At 63.7% G+C, this 16,185-nt stretch carries 30 protein-coding genes; 1 reads left to right on the top strand and 29 read right to left on the bottom strand.

All coding sequences use genetic code 11. The annotated features are described in order from the left end of the window. Positions 1–104: 104 nt before the first annotated feature. Positions 105–767 (bottom strand): HAD family hydrolase, encoded by a 663-nt coding sequence (locus NMK44_RS21395; RefSeq protein WP_254745485.1) that lies wholly within the window; start codon positions 765–767, stop codon positions 105–107. Between the two features lie 37 nt (positions 768–804). Here NMK44_RS21395 and NMK44_RS21390 point away from each other — a divergent pair, with 37 nt between their 5' ends. Beyond that, entirely contained in the window at positions 805–1,137 is a 333-nt protein-coding gene (locus NMK44_RS21390; protein WP_254745483.1) for a hypothetical protein, read from the top strand. A 56-nt stretch (positions 1,138–1,193) separates the two neighbouring features. On the opposite strand, the gene NMK44_RS21385 is transcribed toward NMK44_RS21390, so the two are convergent. From NMK44_RS21385 to NMK44_RS21260, 28 genes are all read right to left on the bottom strand, one after another. Then, the gene (locus tag NMK44_RS21385) at positions 1,194–1,676 is read right to left on the bottom strand and encodes a hypothetical protein (protein WP_254745481.1); all 483 of its coding nucleotides are present in this window, start codon (positions 1,674–1,676) and stop codon (positions 1,194–1,196) included. A gap of 382 nt (positions 1,677–2,058) precedes the next feature. Further along, positions 2,059–2,259: a hypothetical protein gene (locus tag NMK44_RS21380; protein ID WP_254745479.1), complete on the bottom strand. Its 201-nt coding sequence runs from the start codon at positions 2,257–2,259 to the stop codon at positions 2,059–2,061. A gap of 93 nt (positions 2,260–2,352) precedes the next feature. Further along, positions 2,353–2,757 (bottom strand): hypothetical protein, encoded by a 405-nt coding sequence (locus NMK44_RS21375; RefSeq protein ID WP_254745477.1) that lies wholly within the window; start codon positions 2,755–2,757, stop codon positions 2,353–2,355. After that, the gene (locus NMK44_RS21370) at positions 2,757–3,848 is read right to left on the bottom strand and encodes a hypothetical protein (protein ID WP_254745475.1); all 1,092 of its coding nucleotides are present in this window, start codon (positions 3,846–3,848) and stop codon (positions 2,757–2,759) included. The genes NMK44_RS21375 and NMK44_RS21370 overlap by 1 nt, the downstream gene beginning before the upstream one ends. Before the next feature lie 344 nt (positions 3,849–4,192). Next, positions 4,193–4,651 (bottom strand): hypothetical protein, encoded by a 459-nt coding sequence (locus NMK44_RS21365; protein ID WP_254745473.1) that lies wholly within the window; start codon positions 4,649–4,651, stop codon positions 4,193–4,195. Between the two features lie 37 nt (positions 4,652–4,688). Continuing rightward, positions 4,689–5,024 (bottom strand): hypothetical protein, encoded by a 336-nt coding sequence (locus tag NMK44_RS21360; protein ID WP_254745471.1) that lies wholly within the window; start codon positions 5,022–5,024, stop codon positions 4,689–4,691. Positions 5,025–5,117: 93 nt separating this feature from the next. Continuing rightward, on the bottom strand, positions 5,118–5,297 hold the full coding sequence (locus NMK44_RS21355; protein WP_254745469.1) for a hypothetical protein: 180 nt from the start codon (positions 5,295–5,297) through the stop codon (positions 5,118–5,120). 170 nt (positions 5,298–5,467) lie between these two features. Beyond that, complete coding sequence (locus NMK44_RS21350; RefSeq protein ID WP_254745467.1) at positions 5,468–5,818, bottom strand: hypothetical protein; 351 nt, start codon at positions 5,816–5,818, stop codon at positions 5,468–5,470. 52 nt (positions 5,819–5,870) lie between these two features. After that, entirely contained in the window at positions 5,871–6,161 is a 291-nt protein-coding gene (locus NMK44_RS21345) for a hypothetical protein (protein ID WP_254745465.1), read from the bottom strand. A gap of 48 nt (positions 6,162–6,209) precedes the next feature. Next, positions 6,210–6,542: a hypothetical protein gene (locus tag NMK44_RS21340; protein ID WP_254745464.1), complete on the bottom strand. Its 333-nt coding sequence runs from the start codon at positions 6,540–6,542 to the stop codon at positions 6,210–6,212. 68 nt (positions 6,543–6,610) lie between these two features. Beyond that, the gene (locus tag NMK44_RS21335) at positions 6,611–6,976 is read right to left on the bottom strand and encodes a hypothetical protein (protein WP_254745462.1); all 366 of its coding nucleotides are present in this window, start codon (positions 6,974–6,976) and stop codon (positions 6,611–6,613) included. Positions 6,977–7,424: 448 nt separating this feature from the next. Beyond that, positions 7,425–7,757, bottom strand: a complete 333-nt coding sequence (locus NMK44_RS21330; protein ID WP_254745460.1) for a hypothetical protein — start codon at positions 7,755–7,757, stop codon at positions 7,425–7,427. Positions 7,758–7,859: 102 nt separating this feature from the next. Continuing rightward, complete coding sequence (locus NMK44_RS21325; protein WP_254745458.1) at positions 7,860–8,306, bottom strand: hypothetical protein; 447 nt, start codon at positions 8,304–8,306, stop codon at positions 7,860–7,862. A 19-nt stretch (positions 8,307–8,325) separates the two neighbouring features. Further along, positions 8,326–8,643, bottom strand: coding sequence for a hypothetical protein (locus tag NMK44_RS21320; RefSeq protein WP_254745456.1), 318 nt, complete (start codon positions 8,641–8,643; stop codon positions 8,326–8,328). A 210-nt stretch (positions 8,644–8,853) separates the two neighbouring features. After that, positions 8,854–9,222: a hypothetical protein gene (locus NMK44_RS21315; protein WP_254745454.1), complete on the bottom strand. Its 369-nt coding sequence runs from the start codon at positions 9,220–9,222 to the stop codon at positions 8,854–8,856. A 383-nt stretch (positions 9,223–9,605) separates the two neighbouring features. Further along, positions 9,606–10,034, bottom strand: a complete 429-nt coding sequence (locus NMK44_RS21310) for a hypothetical protein (RefSeq protein ID WP_254745452.1) — start codon at positions 10,032–10,034, stop codon at positions 9,606–9,608. Positions 10,035–10,169: 135 nt separating this feature from the next. Then, positions 10,170–10,583 carry a helix-turn-helix domain-containing protein gene (locus tag NMK44_RS21305; protein WP_254745450.1) on the bottom strand — a complete coding sequence of 138 codons (414 nt, stop codon included), beginning with the start codon at positions 10,581–10,583 and terminating at the stop codon, positions 10,170–10,172. A gap of 75 nt (positions 10,584–10,658) precedes the next feature. Next, positions 10,659–10,928, bottom strand: a complete 270-nt coding sequence (locus tag NMK44_RS21300) for a hypothetical protein (protein ID WP_254745448.1) — start codon at positions 10,926–10,928, stop codon at positions 10,659–10,661. A 35-nt stretch (positions 10,929–10,963) separates the two neighbouring features. After that, complete coding sequence (locus tag NMK44_RS21295) at positions 10,964–11,716, bottom strand: hypothetical protein (protein WP_254745446.1); 753 nt, start codon at positions 11,714–11,716, stop codon at positions 10,964–10,966. Positions 11,717–11,766: 50 nt separating this feature from the next. Then, a complete protein-coding gene (locus tag NMK44_RS21290) occupies positions 11,767–12,231 on the bottom strand; it encodes a macro domain-containing protein (RefSeq protein WP_254745444.1) in 465 nt (154 codons plus the stop codon). 348 nt (positions 12,232–12,579) lie between these two features. Next, positions 12,580–13,122 (bottom strand): CHC2 zinc finger domain-containing protein, encoded by a 543-nt coding sequence (locus NMK44_RS21285; RefSeq protein WP_254745431.1) that lies wholly within the window; start codon positions 13,120–13,122, stop codon positions 12,580–12,582. 19 nt (positions 13,123–13,141) lie between these two features. Beyond that, on the bottom strand, positions 13,142–13,498 hold the full coding sequence (locus tag NMK44_RS21280; RefSeq protein WP_254745429.1) for a hypothetical protein: 357 nt from the start codon (positions 13,496–13,498) through the stop codon (positions 13,142–13,144). Next, positions 13,495–13,626: a hypothetical protein gene (locus tag NMK44_RS42085; RefSeq protein ID WP_302888477.1), complete on the bottom strand. Its 132-nt coding sequence runs from the start codon at positions 13,624–13,626 to the stop codon at positions 13,495–13,497. Before NMK44_RS42085 ends, NMK44_RS21280 begins: the two co-directional genes overlap by 4 nt. A gap of 49 nt (positions 13,627–13,675) precedes the next feature. After that, entirely contained in the window at positions 13,676–14,602 is a 927-nt protein-coding gene (locus NMK44_RS21275) for a hypothetical protein (protein WP_254745427.1), read from the bottom strand. An 89-nt stretch (positions 14,603–14,691) separates the two neighbouring features. After that, positions 14,692–14,817, bottom strand: coding sequence for a hypothetical protein (locus NMK44_RS42080; RefSeq protein WP_302888476.1), 126 nt, complete (start codon positions 14,815–14,817; stop codon positions 14,692–14,694). A gap of 125 nt (positions 14,818–14,942) precedes the next feature. Beyond that, positions 14,943–15,293, bottom strand: coding sequence for a hypothetical protein (locus NMK44_RS21270; RefSeq protein ID WP_254745425.1), 351 nt, complete (start codon positions 15,291–15,293; stop codon positions 14,943–14,945). A gap of 175 nt (positions 15,294–15,468) precedes the next feature. Next, positions 15,469–15,804 carry a hypothetical protein gene (locus NMK44_RS21265; protein ID WP_254745423.1) on the bottom strand — a complete coding sequence of 112 codons (336 nt, stop codon included), beginning with the start codon at positions 15,802–15,804 and terminating at the stop codon, positions 15,469–15,471. Positions 15,805–15,999: 195 nt separating this feature from the next. After that, positions 16,000–16,164 (bottom strand): hypothetical protein, encoded by a 165-nt coding sequence (locus NMK44_RS21260; protein WP_254745421.1) that lies wholly within the window; start codon positions 16,162–16,164, stop codon positions 16,000–16,002. Positions 16,165–16,185: the final 21 nt, after the last annotated feature.

Genomic DNA, 16,185 nt, shown 5'->3' with positions numbered 1-16,185 from the left:
ACCCAGGAGGGCAGCGAGAAGCGAGTGGAGAACAGTGCGGATGATCCGCGGTATGGGCATGGGGGATTCCCGCCAGGAAAAGGTGACTTGAGGAGCGGGCTCCATCATTTCACTTCCGACAGAGCCTCGATATCATCCATCACGTGAGCTCGATCCGTGATCCGCCAGCCGTGGATTTCGGCCTCACGTCGGAGCTCCCCTGAAGGCTCGAAGGCGAACGGAAAGCCGACCTGCTCAAGCATTCCTACGTCATTGCGTCCATTGCCCATTGCCATGACGCGGCCGAGGTCGTCGTCGCGTTCCTGGGCGACGTACCGGGTGAGGGACCCTTTGGCCTCGGACGAGCCGATGAACCGGTCGAACGTCTCCTCGCCCGGCCGGAGGACGCAGCCATAGACGGCCTCGGCGCCGAAAAGCGCCCCCACCTTCTCGGCCAGCGCCTGCGGCGCACCGGAGACGAGGATGACACCCACTCCCTTGCGCATCAGGAGCCGAGCCAGGGGGCGAGCGAAGGGGAAGGGTTCCACCCTGTCCCAGGCGCGCTCCAGCACCGCCTCCATGTCGGCCGAACCGACGTGCTTCAGCGCGACCGGGATTTCCCTGCGCACGGCTTCCATGCCATTGGCGTGGGGCGACTTCAGGTCCGCCATGCAGCGGAGCAGTGGCTCCTTGTCCCCGAGGTCATCGTTGATGAGCTGCTCGATGAGGCGGAGCCACAGTCCGTCCTCGACCAGGGTTCCGTCAATGTCCAGGTATGCGCTGCGCACACGTAGTCCTCTCGCGTTGTCGTAAAATAGCAGTAGGGTGAGCCACGAAAAGCGGTTGTCCGAAGGGGTGGAAATGGGCGATAGCCAGAATGTCTTTCCTGAAGGCGTCATCGCCGAGTCCCTGGCGCAAGCGGGGTTGGATCGAGCTCATCTGGGGGTAGGCCATCACCCCGATAGCGGCCATGACTGTCTGCGCCTGGAAGGGACAATTCAGCAGTACAGCGCCTTCCTGGTGAATCTCGTTCTGCGGTTGCGGGGGGAAGCCGCCAGTCGGGCGGTCGCTCTTGCCGAGACGGTTCAACTACAGATGGATGAATGTGCTGACACTCGTTTCTGGCTCCCCGGTGTACGGATAGAGCAACAGCCCTAACGGCCTAGGCCATTGTAGCGCACAGAAGAGGGGCCGCCACCGAGACGGCCCCTGCTTCAGTCTGCGGACTTGCTGCGACCCTTCCGCCGCCTGCTGCCAGGGGCGTTCACCACCTCGTGCCACCCTTCGGGTACGTGCGGCTGCACTCCGATCAAGAGGACCCAGCCCCCTGTCTCCACCCCTTGCTCCTTGAGCATGGATTCGAGTGATCCGATGGACTCACCGTCCTCACCGATCACCTCGGCGCCCCTGACGAACCCAACCACTTCGACGGAATCCTCCCCGTCACCCCCCTTGGTTCGCAGGACCAGGTCTTTGGCGTAGTCCCAGATGGCAAAGAACTCCCCCTGGGACCAGTCGCCGCGCCCGCCGGAGTTGACTCTGAACGCTGCGTTTTTTACCGACTCCAGCTTGCTTTTCGGGAACGCCGCGTCCGCAACTGTCAGCGTTGGAGAGGCGGCCAGCGCTGCCTCCTTGGAGCTGTAGGTCGAGGGCCCAGGGGGAGGCTTCCTCAGGTATACGCCGCGAACACGTGCCATGGGCCAACTCCCTCTGAGGCGGAAACGATGCGGTTGGGTTGTCCGCGTGAAGCGGGTCCCGCATCTACCCTAAACCGCGAGGAGATGCCGAGAGAATTTAGGCACGAACAGCGGCAGCTTCAAGAGTGGAAGCTGTACGAAGTCGCCGATCGGATCGGCAGGGCGCGTTGTGTCACCGAGCGGGTACATCAGCCTCTCCGCCCTGTCCCACGCTTCATCTGCCGTGGAGAAGATCAGTCCACCGAAGCTGGTGACCCCCTGAGCGGCGAGAGGGCCGATGGGTACGGGTTCGATCGCCCGCCGGAAGCGGGGAAAATGGTCAATTGTCCACATGCTGTGACGAACCAGCGTAAAAGACACTGTGCCTCCGCCAAGAACGTGATCAGACGGTGATGGTTTCGATGGTGCGCGCTGGCCCTTCGCTGGGAGGTATGTCATCCCATTCAATGCATTGCCAGAGCTTCCGGACCAGGTCATCTCTGGCCTCCTCTTTGTCTCTTCCTTCACCCAGAAGCCCCGTCCGGGGCTCTTTTACGGTCACGCCGTGGCGCCCGTAGTCAAAGAACTCCACCGTGAACTCCACAACTTCTCCTTTTCCTGTTTAAAGGTACCACGAAAAAGGGCCCCTCCGGGGGCCCTTTTTCGTGGTACAGGGTGAGGTAAAAGCTGGTAGCGTCTAGCTGCCCTGCTCCAGGAAGCTCAGGTCGGACTCGGCATGCTTACGCTGCCGCATGTGGCGAGTCTTGTCCGCCTGGGCCTTCTCCAGGTGCGCCTTGTGCCGATTTTCTCGCTCCTCCGCTTCCTCGATTGCCTTGGTGAGGCGGGCGATCTCGGCGCGCTTGATGTCGGCTTCGGACCTCGTGCCGGTGTTCGCGGAGATCCACGCGATGAAGTCGTCCAGCTCGCTGGCGAGAAACCACTTCTGCTTGCCGAACTTCTTGACGACATCCGGAACCAGGTCGGCGTACCTGGTGAAGTGGCTCGACAGGCTCTGCTTGGTCACACCCGTGCGCTTCTCGAACTCGGCACGGGTTTCCAGCAGGTCCTCACGGTCCTTGAACTCAGGCCGCAGCCACTCCATCAGGAAACCTTCTCTCGGTGAAACTTGCGGACGGCGTCGGCAAACCAGACTTCGGGCAGGTCTGCGTGATCCGGCGTGGTGGGCAGACGGGTCAGCTCCGTCATCTTGTGGCCGCCCTGGTAGTCAAGCCAGATCGACAGCGCCTTGCGGACGTGCCCCACCTGCTGGCGCCGTTCCCGGTCGGTCGTCGCCTTGCCCTTCGGGACCCGGTTCATGTAGGTCCGGCGGAGCAGGTAACGGGGATCCTCGCCCCTCTCCCCGATCTTCGGGAAGCCCTCCCTGTATGAAGGCTTGAGGGCTTCGAGGAAGCTCTGTACGTGGAACGGGTCAGCTCCCGCCGCCAGCGCCATCATGATCGACGCAGCAAGGGCCGTGGGCGGGATTCGCCGGGCGGACGCAGCCAGAACCTCACGCATCCACGAGCCGCCCTCATTCCAGGACTCGTGAAAGAAAGGCCAGCCGTGAACGAGATCGTAGATCTCCTGGTTGGAGGCAGTCGTACTGATCCAGTCCTTGCGCTCACTTCCGTACAGCACTGGCAGGATCAGCTTCGCCGCTGCGGCGCAGGAGTCGGCGTACGGCACCTCACCCAGCAGCTGACCAGGTGTTCGCCCGCGACCAGTGTCCTTGACGGAGAATGTGTCCCATGGGGTGTTCACCATGGGGGGCACCTCGAAGGGGACACGGGACAGGTAGCAGGCGGCGAAGCGGTGCTGGCCGTCCAGCAGGAACCCGTCGGGAGTGAAGGACACCGTGTCCGTGGTGCCGGGGTGCATCTCCTTGTCCTTGAATCGACGGATCCACCCCTTGTCGTGGCGCGAGCCCTTCAGGGCCGCCATCAGGAAGCGCCGGTTGCCGGTCATCTGAGGGTGCCTCAGAGTCCGGGGCATGACCTCCATGCGGATGACCCTGAACTTCAGTACATCCTTGGCCATTTCCGGCGTTATCTGCATTGCCGGGAATGGGTATGGCCGGTCCTTCGGGTGCCCCTTCGGCACCTCGGGGATTGGGAAACGTGCTTTGCGGGGATCAGAGACGAACTCGAACCCCAACAGCTTCTCAATCGCGCTCTTGGCATCCTTGTCTGCCACGCGAATCTCCTTTCCAGGAACGTGAATACATCACACCGCATGACTGGCAAGTCCGTCAACACCTGCGTATCACCGGACTTGCCAGTCGTTGGCCAGTCAATCTCCGAGTAGTTTTCCGATCACACTACCTATGGCGTCGGATGCACCATCAATGACGTCGTCAACGACATCCGCGAAGCGACTGCCGGTGACACCAGTTCGATTTCCCTCCTTGCGGGGGCGTCGCGCAGCCGGGATTCCCTGACCGTGACTCTTTTCGTGAGAGGCGATGGCGAAGGGGGCCGCATCGTCGCTCACGTCAAAGACCTTCCCGCAGGCCGGGCAGCAATAGGTGTTGGAGCCCTTCACTGCTGCTCGACCAGGGCGCAGCACGCAACCAGGACGCCAGCTGCTACGAAGTTCCTCGCAAGGCCCTCTTCGGCCGACGCGAGCATGGCCACCGGGATGGTCCAAGCTCCCTCATCCGTGGATTCCGCGGCAGCGGCGACAGCGAAGGAGACCAGCAGCGTCTCCACGTCATCGCTGAGTGGAGCCAGGGTGAAAACCTGATCCTCGTTGTAGCACTGAGCGAAGGTCATACCCAGCACGCCAGCCGTGATGAACCATCCGTAACGATCGCACAACTCGTCAATCTGCCGCTCCACGACTTCTGGCGCCTCCTGGTGGAGGGCTTTGGCAAGCAGGGCTTCGCTTGCTGTCTGGAGCTCGTCGATCTGCTCATCGGATGGTGCGGGGTGTTCGCTCTGCGGGAGTGGCAGTCCGTGAGTCATCAGGCGCAAGATTTGTTCGATCGTGAACATCATCCGTCCCCTCGGGCGATTTCGATTACCGTCTCGTGGCTTACGAGCCGGGGCGCTGGCGAGGCTGGATGGTGTACTCAGGGCCGGGCTGGGCGAACCGAAGGGCTTCTTCGAGGAGCTTGAGTGATTCGTCGAATGCCGAGGCGGCGATCAGGACGCTCGGTACCCCGTCGGAATTTTCCTGGAAGAGGAAGTGAACCGCATCTCCGTCGATCCCCCCCGGAAGCTCCCAGGTGTCGTACTGGTTGACGGTTTCGTTGACCCAGCGATATCCGGCGATGCGCAGTGACTCACTGTACGCCTTCACCTGCGTGCCGAAGATGTTCACGTGATGCTCGGAGGCGCCTTCGTAGAATCGAACCGTTGTCTGCTGCATGGCTTCTTCTCCCTTTTCGCTTCTCTGTGATGCGGTCATCATCAGGTGCAGCCTCACTGCACGATCGGGCTGGCTGCCCGGTTTCGACCTCGGTCACTTCCTTCTTGGGCGCCGCTGACTGTTCGCCGCAAGTTCCTTTTGCACTTCGTCGGTCGGTTCGATATGGATGTCGCCGTACAGGTCAGGGTGAGCTACGAGAGGCGTCTTCACCAGCTCGGTCATCGTCCACTGCGAGCCGATCGCCAGAGGGCGGCCATTGAAATCTTGATGCACTGGCACACCATCAGCCTGACAGACGACCCACACCCAGGCGCCTTCGGTGCGGTTCGCGCCCCGGGCGGAACCGACTCCACGCTCGAGGCGGGCACCCTTGGGGATGTCCAGCTCGGGGAACGCCCCTCGGATCCTCTCCAGGAGGCGTTCCGAGACCTTCCTTCGAGCCACTACCGGTCCACGGCCTCAAGGTGCCCGTGCTGATCGATCCGCACTTCAATCCCGGCTTCAACCAGGGCGGCCCGAGCCTGCTGAGTGACGGCGTCACGCTCCCCCTGGCGGATCCCGACGGGAACGCTGGAGCGACCCAGGATGACGATGTTGACCACTTTGCCCCGGTCGGCTTCGCGTGGGAGCAGGTAGTACCCGGCCCGAAGGCAGACGGGACCCTTCTCTCCGCGCTCGGCTTCCGGTACGCCGCCCTCCTCGAGGGCGTTGATGACCCTCTGCCTGAAGATCAGCTTGCCCACCGCCCTGATCCTCGGTACATACTTCGGAGCTTCCTTGTATGCGTCGCCCATGATGACCCTCCCCTGGTCTGGTTCGCCCGCAGCAGTCATGCCTGAGACTTGCCTACTCTTCATCGGAAAACTGAATCGGCCCGACCTCCCGGCCGGTGGGTGAGTCGGGCGCCCACCACCTGGGATCATCCTCGCCGACTAGCCCACGAGACAGGAGTCTCGCCAGGCGCTGCTCGAACATGCCCCGCCAGTCGGCGTGGCCGTACCGGTCGAGGTCTCCCTTGTTGGCATACAGAACGGGGATGCCCAGTACTTCCAGGACCCCAACAGGGTTCCCCTTCTCGTCACTGGCCTCCCCGACTCGTACCAGCCCTCTGACCTCGCTCACGTCAATCTGTGCCACAACGTCACCTCAGGACCGACTCGAGTCTCGTTTCGCCCGGCTCGCTCGTCACGTGTTCCACCGCGGCGCTGTCTTCTCGAGATGTTCGACCCAGAGGCCGGGGGGCTTCCCGATGCCGTCATTCTCGTACGTCCAGCGCTTCTCAGCGAATTCCTCCCGGGCCTTCGGCGTCTCCCCCATGTACCGCCGTACATCGGCAGGCGCCTTGAAGGAGGTGGTACCGGGCAGGCACGTGCAGACAAGACCTGTGCCCTGCCGGGAGGTGCAACTGGCGCTGTGCTCGGGTGGTCCCTCCTCGCGGAAGCCCATCTCTTTGAGAATCCCGAGCTTCTGTTCGGGCGTCAGGTTGTAGAAATCGATCTTGTGCGATAGCTCAGTCATCCCTACCGCTCCCCTTCTTTTGGTTGCCTGTCGTGATGCGACTTTTCGCTCCGGCATCCTCAGGCCGATTAGCCCCCGTCAGGGATGTCGGCCCAGAACAGCTCCTCAAGGTCGCCAAACGTGAGCGGAAATCCGCGATACGAGTACGCGCTTTGGTTGCTTGGATGCCAGGGATCGTGTTGTAACATGCCGTGATTCAGCGCATCCGCGACACGAACGGCCCACGTGAGCAGCTCCTCATCGGGGCCATCTTTCGCCACGCGATCGAGGTATGACCAGCGCAGACTCTCCTCATCGGACATGTCACGCTTGGCAAACGTCTGGCGAGCGCTGGTGAGGCACTCTTGCACGGTCTCCAGGTATGGCATCGGGTTCACGGGATCGTGCAGCCACGAACATAGATAGAGAGACATGGCGTTAAGGTCAGGGTTCACTGAGTCATCCTCAGGAGTCCCGCCTCAGCAGCCGCCTTCAGCTCCATGTCGTTGCCGCCGTGGTGAACCGTGACCCTTCCGTGACCCTGGAAGTCGAGGGTGCAGCCCATGGGGATCAGTAAGAGGATGCCGGGAGCAGGTCGGTGTCCGGAGTTGCCGATGGTGATACCCCCACCACACACGATTGAGCTTGACCCCCCAATGGCGGTCACGGTCTGCGTGGCGCCACCGACCCCTGGGGTCATTTCGATTCTGATTCCGACTCCGCCGCGCCCGGAAGGGTTGGGTCCCACGTATGCATGGCGTGCACCGGGTGCCACCACCCGGGTACTGATGACCCCCTGCCGCCTGTCAGTCACCCATACGTCAATCGGCAGGCCAGGGGCATCCACGCTGATCAGCGCCGGGCCCTCGAGGTGGTCATATGTCAGTTCCACATCTCCCCCTGCTAATCCGTTCCGAGTGCCACGCGGCAGCCCCGAATGAACTCCTCCCGTGCTTCGTCGCTGTCTGCCCGGTCCATTTCGCCGCGAAAGCAGGCAAGAGCGGCGCGCTGATAGGTCAGCGCGAGCCGACCCAGGTGGGCGTTGCAGTGACCCCGGGCCTTCTGGGTTGCCTGATCCAGGTCGGTGACGGGGTTGATGTAGTGATGCCGCAACCTTGGGATGAGGAGGCGATTGGCGGCGGTCAGAACGTCCACGAAGGCGTCCTTTGCGGCCACGCTGAAGTAGGGCTCGGCGTGCGATCCGATCCGAGGCTGCACTGTCAAGTCGTTGGACATTCCATCTCCTTCTGCCGAATGGAGTCTATCAGTCTTCGGCCTAGGTCACTCCGAAAACACGGGAAGGGGTGGCCCGAACGGGCCACCCCTTCCCGTGTCGTGTCATGTGAGACTGTGGATCCGGTCCATGGAGTCGTCAAACTTGAACAGCCAGATTCCCTGACCGTCGCTGACCACGGAGTGCCCTTGCTCTCGCTGGTCTCCGAGGTACTTGGAGGCGAGCTCGCTCCGGATCTTCCCTCGCAGGCCGAAGGTCAGCTTCATGTCGTCGACCGCATCCCAGAATGCGGTGAACTGGGCCTCGACCAGGTCCCCCTCATCGTCGTAGCGCGCCTCCTGCGCCAGCAGGGCGTCAATGACGACTTCTCCGGTCAGGCTGCGGGCCATCTCCTCCCGGTCGCCACCGAAGCGCAGCCAGTGAGTCCACAGGGCCTCGGCCGTCGCGCGGATGTCCCACCGGTCAATCCCCGTCAGCCGTGCGTAACTTGAGTAATCGCTATCGGCGGCTACTTCTGTGAACCGGTCTACGAACTGGCTCATCTCACTCATGCTTCTTCTCCTTTTGCTGTCAGCTGACAGCGATCCATGCTGACCCCACCGACCCCATGGCGTCGGCTTTGAGTCTGTTGATGCGGTGCCAGACTGGCTCGACCCTGCTCCTGGGGTCCAGTCCGGTCATCTTGCCCGGTGTGAGTATGGAGTACTCCCGGAAGTTCAGCGGGAAAACCCTTGCCCCCAGGATTGATGCACTCACGCTGAGGTCGGAACGCAGCTCGGCGTCAGCCCTCACCCACAAGCCCCCGCCTTCATCGACCCCTATATCGCTGCCGTGTATCCACTGAGGATGTATCGACTGAGGTGCGGCGAAGAGCTCCCGTGGCGTCACATCCGGTCCTTTCGGAAACGAAGAGGGGGCGCCATTCTGGCACCCCCTCGGCCCGGTGTCACCGGTCATGAACTCCGCTTGTACGGGTTCGGTGGCGCCGGGGGCGGGTTCGTGGCCCCCGGGTCTCGCTTCGGCAGTGGCGCCTTGTCGGTCATCTTCTTCCCCTTCCCTTTTGCTGGCCTAGGCCAGTCTATCTCATCTGATTCATGATCAGGAGTGCGGGTCCCAGTAGCGGTCGCGCTCCCCCACGACCAGCCCATTCCCCTTACCGGCGAGGCCCTTCTTTACCCAGCGGCCACTGTTGTTGACAACATAGATTTCCGTATGCCCGTTCGCATCCCTCTCGTATTCATACTTCGCAGATCCGTCGTCCGTGCTGCCGGAGACGACCTTCCAGTGGTCGTACTGAACGACGATCTCCCTGGGCATTCCCTTGCGGGCGCCGGACTTGAACACCTTCACCTCGACGACGGTGGCCGGAGTTCGATCCGACCAGTGGGTAATGGTCGCCCCCATGCCGATGACAGGAGTCTCGCCCACGGAGTTCTCCAGCAGGCGGTTAGTGAGAGACCCGTGCATCACATTTCTCCTTCTTTTGCTGCACGCTGATGGGCAATCAGAAGTGCCTCACTGCAGGGCTGCCAGCCCCAGGCGCCGAGGCGGCACAAGCCGACCTCCGGGAGGCGCACAAAGAGCGTGCGACTCACCTGAAAGGGTTCAGGTCTGGTCTGTCGTGTACTCACTCGCTGGCCCCTTCTTCATGCATGGCGATTCCGTCACCGATCCAGGTCCATCCCCCATCGTCGGGGGTATGGTGTCGGCGCTCTCTCTTGGGCTTGCTGGTGTCGTGCCCCTTGGACCTCTGACAGGCCACATCGCGGCCGTCAGGAGTCTGTGTTACGTGAAAGCAACGGGCATGGATGCTCACTTGTTGATCACTTCCGATGAGCCGGGGTAGTTGGTCAGTGGAGAACCAGGCTGCGCATTCCGTAGCCGCGCAGAGGGTAGCGCTCCTCGAACAGCTCGGCCGTGTAGTCGCAGCCGGGACAGGAGTCGCGGCCGGTGCCGTATCCGTGGGCGCACTTCGTGCCGTACAGGGCGCGCGCCATGGCCTTGACGGCAACGTCGGCGCGATGCCCTGTCCAGACGGCGGGAGGGTTGGGGGTGTCCCATCCGGCGCCTGGAGCGTCCGTGACGGTGACGCGGTAGCGGCCCTGCTCGTCGAGGTCGAGGCGGACGTCGCGGCTGAGGTGGTGGAAGATCCACGCGGCCGGAGGCATGTACACGCCCCGGGGGCCGTCGGCGTCGATCGTGGCCAGTCGGAACGGGGCCCCGGGCTCCTGACTGCACAGGTCGGACCACACGGCGTCAGCGTGCCCCAGTGCGTTCACCGCGTCGCGGTCGAGGGGGAACGGTGTGCCCGGGATGGTGTGCTCCGGCTCGGGCGCCCAGGAGGGACGGAACGAAGGCGCGAGGTAGGTACGGGCGCCGTCCTGCTCGGCGTATCCGCCCAGCTTGCTGAAGATCTAGAATGGGATGCCGACCCAGGTCGAACCCGTGTAGATGCTCTCGTGGAACGCCTCGGGCGATGTGTGTGGGAGGCGTACGCGCTCGATGTACGGGCGGCCCATGGTGGTAATGCCCGTGATCCAGCCGGTTACCTTGTGCTTGGCGCGGCCGGACAGGCTGAGGATGATCTCCAAGTAGTCGTCAGGGAGGATCAGCCGCTCGCGCTCGCGGAGCGCTTCAGCGGCGGCGCGACCGTCGGCGGTCAGGAAGTAGTGCCCGCGCTCCTCGTCGACCGTGGCCAGTCCCTGAGCGACCAGCCGCGCGCCGTCGGGGGCGTGGACGATGCCGCTGGCGACCTCAAGCGCGGCCAGAAGGGCGGAATCCTCCAGGGTGTCAGCGTCCGTGAATACCTTGGTGTCGGTGGTGTTCAAGTGTCCCCCTCGTGGTGGTGGCGGGTGATGGTGAGCGCCCCGGGCCGGAGTCGAACCGGACCGGGGCTGTGGTGCTTAGAGCTTGGGCGGATGGAGGATGATGCCGGGCGCGTGGTGGGGCATTGGGCCGTCGTCGGGATTGGGGGCCTTGGGACACTCGGGATTGTCGCCGCCGAGCAGGTTGCCCACAGTCCAGGGCGCACCGTCGGCGACCTGCTTGATGACTTCCTCGCAGTACTCACAGCAGCTGCGCTTCGGATAGCCCTCCGGGTCCGGCTCGACCGGCCGGGTGGGGCCGGAGGCGACAACCGGGCTGTTGGTGGACGGAATAAAGGGGATCATCATCGGTCTCCTGGGTGATGGGATGGCCGGGTGCGGCATTATGCGTCGCGCTCGGCCGTGGCGTAGCGCTCATAGCGCTCCTCGCCGAACAGTGCGCGCAGATCCTGGGCCATCTTGACGTTCTCGTCGTAGGTCTTCCTGGGCATCCACTCGGCGGGGTCACTGCTGAAATCGCTGGCCCAGTCCTCGTAGCTCTCGGCGGAGAAAGCGGTCATGGACTGGGAGACGAGCATCCCGACCGTTTCCACCAGCTCCGGTTCCTCCCTGACGTCGATGCCGTGAAGGACTGTCTGGGTGTAGGACCGGCCGCCGTAGGCGATCGTGATGCGGTACTCGTCGTGCTCCCACCCTGTGGCGTCGGTGCCGGTGGCGATGTGCTCAGAGGTCAGGGTGACGCCGTCGGCCGCCACGAGAGCGGACAGGGTCATGAATTCGCGGTCGTCGTCCGCCTTGATGTCAGTCTCGGCGGTGAAAATCGGCCGCTCGACGCACAGCAGGTCTCCCCGCTTGATCAGGTCCGCGGAGCCGTCGGCGTAGAACACCTCGGCCGTATCCGGGTCGGCGTCCTTGGCCCACTCAACCCGCGCGATCTTCTTGAACTTGTCCAGGTGGCCGTGGGCGCGCCAGGGCCGCTGGGGCTGACGGGCGACGCCGGTTGCCGTGCGGGTGATCAGGTCCGGCACGCGGTCCGCGTCCATGCCCCGCAGGCCGGTGATGCGCTGGTACTCCGGGGCGTCGTCGCAGGCGGCGGCGACCGCCTCGGCGGGGGTCAGGTAATCAAAGGTGCTCATGGGGTTCCTTTTCCTCGAAACGATGGCGAAATGATGCTGTCCGGGATCCGTCATCGCCGGGGCGAAGCGCTTCCCTCGAATCCGTACAGCCAGACTTCGGTCTGAAGGTCGTGCATCTTGAGCTTGATTGCGTTCAGGACCAGGTGCTTCGGCAGCCCGCCCAGTCCACAACCGAGCGCAGGAATCGCCATGGAGGGGATGCCTGCGTCTCGGCAGTACTCCGCAAGGGTGTTGATCCCCGAGTAGACGTCACTCAGTCGGGACTCATCCCGCCAATGCCGTTTTGTCGGCACGCTGACGATGCTTCGGCCGTCCGGGAGTAGCGCCTCATGGAGAACCCCTGGAGCCATCTTTCCTGCGCGGCAGAATGCGGCATACTCGGCGACCTGCCGTGGCCAACGATCTTTGAATTGCTTCGCAAGCCCCGCTCCGGCAACCCCGACACAATTCACCGGGCTCACCAAGGCCATGCAGGTCGAGTCCAACAGGTCCCCTGACGTGAAGTGCAGTGGCATGGACTTATCTCTTTTCGTGAAATTCCCCAGCAAGGGCCCGACGTGGCGGAGCCCTTGCTGAAGCGCGTCAGATGGGAGTTGCTTGGGGTTCCTCAGTTGTGTCCGGCCCACTGTCGAAACAGCATCAGCGACAGGGCGATCGTCTCGGAGGAACCCCGAAGAATCACCTTCTTGGCTGCCTCGCAGATCAGTGATTGCCCGTGATCTTCATGGCCGTCTTCTTCCAGGACCCAGAAGCGGGCGCCGTCCGGCTTAATCCACCACGGCGGACCAGCCTGGGACTCGGTACCCCTCCACAAGCAGAGCTCGGCTTGCTGGCCACCCCTGCAGGGGCACCGTATCGGCACGTCAATCGCTCCCCCGGGTCGACTGTCCCGCCTCACTCAACCAGTGCAGGATGGCTTGTGCGTCCGCCTTGGTGAGCGGAGATTCTGCACCCACCAGGATGTCCGCACCCTCGGGTCGCCGCTTGTTGAACACGGCGGACCAGCTCAACCCGAGACTGTCCAGCACCGCCCCCGTGGAACATCCGGCGTGACATTCCAGGAAGACACCCCGCTCGTGTTCCCGGACGGTCAGCGATGGCGCCCGATCGCTGTGTCTCGGGCAGGCGGCCCAGTGGTCAGCGCCGAGGCGGGACATTGTGACGCCCCGCTCTGCCAGCGCCGAGCGAATACCCTCCAGGGCCGAGCCAGAGGCATCCGCGAGGTACTCCAGCACCCGGACCTGGACTCCGGCGCCAATCCGTTCTCCGGGTCGCTTGACGGTGATCATCGTCCGACCGATGAAGCCACCATCCTTGCGAGGGCGTGCCGATACCTCAACTTCCTCGCTATTCTCCAGGCGAATCACTTTGTGAACCCGCGGGCCCAGCAGGTCATCCGGTGTCATGCTCTCCTCCCTCCCCTTGCTAGTGGGTGACAGCCTCGTCGGGCGCATCCCTCGTTGGCGCCTCGGCGAGCATCTGGAGCCAGTCACCCGCGACGGTCATCCAGTGCTGCTCGATGGTCAGCCCCGGGGTGCCCATGTGTAGAGTCAGCTGTCCGCGATCATCCGCCGCCGAAAGGAAGCCCCTCACGGTGTAGGTGACCAGCGGCTCCACCCTGCCGTACTTGTGCTCGTGGATCTCCAGCAAGTTGTCCAGCTCGACGTGACCGGCGGCCGTGCGCGCCACGGCTAGCCGCAGCAAAGTCCCGTCCTTGGCGACCACATCCATGCTGAGCGTGTCCGCGTCGAGTCGCGCCTCGCGACTACCTAGCAGGCTCATCCTTCCCCCTCCAGTGACTCCCGGCGAACGTCATTTACCACCCGGTCCAGCAGGGCGATCATCGCCATGGCCGCGTCCTCTGGGTGGGCCATCTTGATCCGCTGGACCAGTTCTTCGTGCGTGTTCATCTCTTCCCGCCTCTCGAGTCGGGCTCAGCCCTCACACAGCGCGGCGTGGTCAGTCCCCCTGGTGCGTGGCCCACTCCTGCGGAGCGTCGACCAATTGAACGCCAGCCAGCATGAATCCATGCGCATCACGGCGAGGCTGAGGGAAAGCGTAAATCCACTCCTGGAACACGACCCACGGCTTACAGGACGAACAGAACTTGACTCGCAGATTCCCCCGGGAATGGACCGATGCGGAGCGGATCCACTCCTCGGGGTGGGTCAGCCGGTACCAGGCGTCACCCGGCCGCAGCCCGAGGTCGTTGCTCATGGGATCATAAGACGTCCATGCCCCCGAGGTCTTCGCTCGGCGCCGACAATCCATCAGATGCACTCGGGCGACATGGTCTGCCCGGTTCCTGCTGTCCAGTCGCTTCGGCTTGTACAGCGCGATTCCGCGCGGGCCATCGGTAGCATCTTGTTCCTTCTGTGCTTGTTCCTTCTGTGCTTGTTCCTTCTGTGCTTGTTCCTCCTGCTCCTGCTTCCTCTGCTCCGCTGCGGTCCGGAGTGCGTGAAGTTTGGCGGCCAGGGCGGCACTCCGCCTCTTCATCTCGCCCTCGACGGGCCGCCACTTCTCCATGGCCTGGGCGAGGCCCGCCAGCGCCTTCCGTTGTGCCGCCTCATACCCCCTCTGTGCGTCCTCCACCTTCTCCCGGAATGTCCGCTGCGCCAGGGCGACCTCGGCGTAAGCGTCGAGCCATTCGGCAGCCTCCGGCGGCGTCGCCTCCATGGATGCGTCACCATGGTCGAACTCTGGACCCGAGCTGCCCGCCCAGACGTGGAGCTGATTCACGTCGGGAACGATCTTGCCTGTGAGGAAGAGGGGCTGCAGATCAGTCGGGACTGCGATTTGACGGGGCATGTAGTCGTCCATGTCCGCCCAGTCGGAATGCTCGCTGGAGAGGTGGTACACATGCATCTCGTCCGGGTTGCCGCTCATGATTGATCCTCGCTGGAGTCGGGTCTCAGAATGGCCTAGGTCACGATACGAGAAGCGGGGGCCCAGGCGCAACCCGGACCCCCGCTTCGTCACTTACCCGCCTTGCAGTTGGGGTTACCGCAGAGCCGGTCGACCACGATCTCCTTCCCGTCCGTCGTGGTGACCGTGGTGGTGTAGCAGTCGATCGGACGAACGAGATCGCCGAGCTCCGTCATGTCGCTTCTCCTTCCGGGGACCATCTGGCCTAGGCCATCATGGACCCAAGATGGACAAGATCGCACCTACAGGACGAAGTCGGCAATAACTTCAAGCCACCTCAGCCCTTGGCGGGCGCCCAGCCTCAGGTCGCCGGATCGTTCCGGTTGAGGATTTCCTCCAGGTCGATCCCCTCGATGAGGGCCTTCAGATTCAGGCCACCCTCTTCGTCAACCGGATAATCGTCGAACTCACCGTCCTTCGGGTAAGCCGGGCCAATGAACTCGTCTCCGCACAGAGAGATGCTGGGCGGCAGCGCATCTTGGATGGCCTGCCGATACTCACTCTGGATCTGCGCGAGGGCGCCCGACTTCTCGAGAAGCTCCTGCCAGTCACTGTCTCCGCCGTTGATGTAATCGATGACGTCGACGTCAGGGCTGACCGAATACTCGTTGACTCGGTTGCACCAGGTGCCGTACGTGGTCGTGGTGGTCATGATGCTCCTGTCGATGACTGAGGTGTGGCGCATGTCGGTACTTGGCGGAATCGGGCTTGTCCCGGCCGGGCCGCGTGCAGCCGTACCACTGGGGCGTCGCTGGCGGTTCTTGCACTTGCGTCAACCCGCCCGGACACCCCCCCGGTTCGGGGTGTCACTGAGGGTCGCTAGAGGGTCAGCCGGTGATCTCCAAGTCCAGCCGGTAGGCATCGGCGAGCTGAATCAGGATCCCGCCGCCGACATGGGTAAGGACGCGGGCGGGCCGACGCTCCCGGGCGGCGGCGGCAGCGTCGGCCGGAGTGGGGCGCTTCTCGAAGTCCCAGACGGCGAAGACCTCACCAGCACGCAGTCCGGCTGGGATGCGGTCGACGGCGGCCGTGATGCTGCTGGACACCTTGCTCTCGTCCAGGTCGGTGGTCATCTCTCCGTCGGTGACGTCGACCAGGGCGACTAGATGGAAGCCGTCCGGGACGGTGGCGATCGGGGTGAAGACGGGGGCCGTGGCGGTCATGTGCTCTCTCTTCTCTCTTGGGTTGGCCGTGCGCGGCCAGGGTCAGTGCCAGGCGCGTGCAGCCGCCCCGGTCACTGGCGGGCGCGGCGGGGTATCCGGCGGCGCTGAGCACGTCGGTGGCGCGCTGGGCGAGGTGGCTCGGCGGCGCGCTGGCGAGCCACCTGAGTGATGGCCACCAGGGGTGCTCCTGGGGCGTCAGAGACGGAATGCGCTGCAGGGGCAGGTGTAGCCCATGTGTCCGTTGCCGTCGTCCTCCGTCCACGTCCACTGATGCAGATGCATCGGATCGCCTCCGTAGACCTCGTGGTGCGGGAAGCGGTCGGCGTAGGGCTCGGCGTAGGGCTCGGTGGTGTCGGTCATGCGTTCTCTTCTCCCTCTCGG

It is taken from the genome of Streptomyces cucumeris (genome assembly GCF_024295805.1).
Taxonomy (GTDB): Bacteria; Actinomycetota; Actinomycetes; order Streptomycetales; family Streptomycetaceae; genus Streptomyces; species Streptomyces cucumeris.
This window is presented reverse-complemented; position numbering and strand designations above follow the sequence as displayed.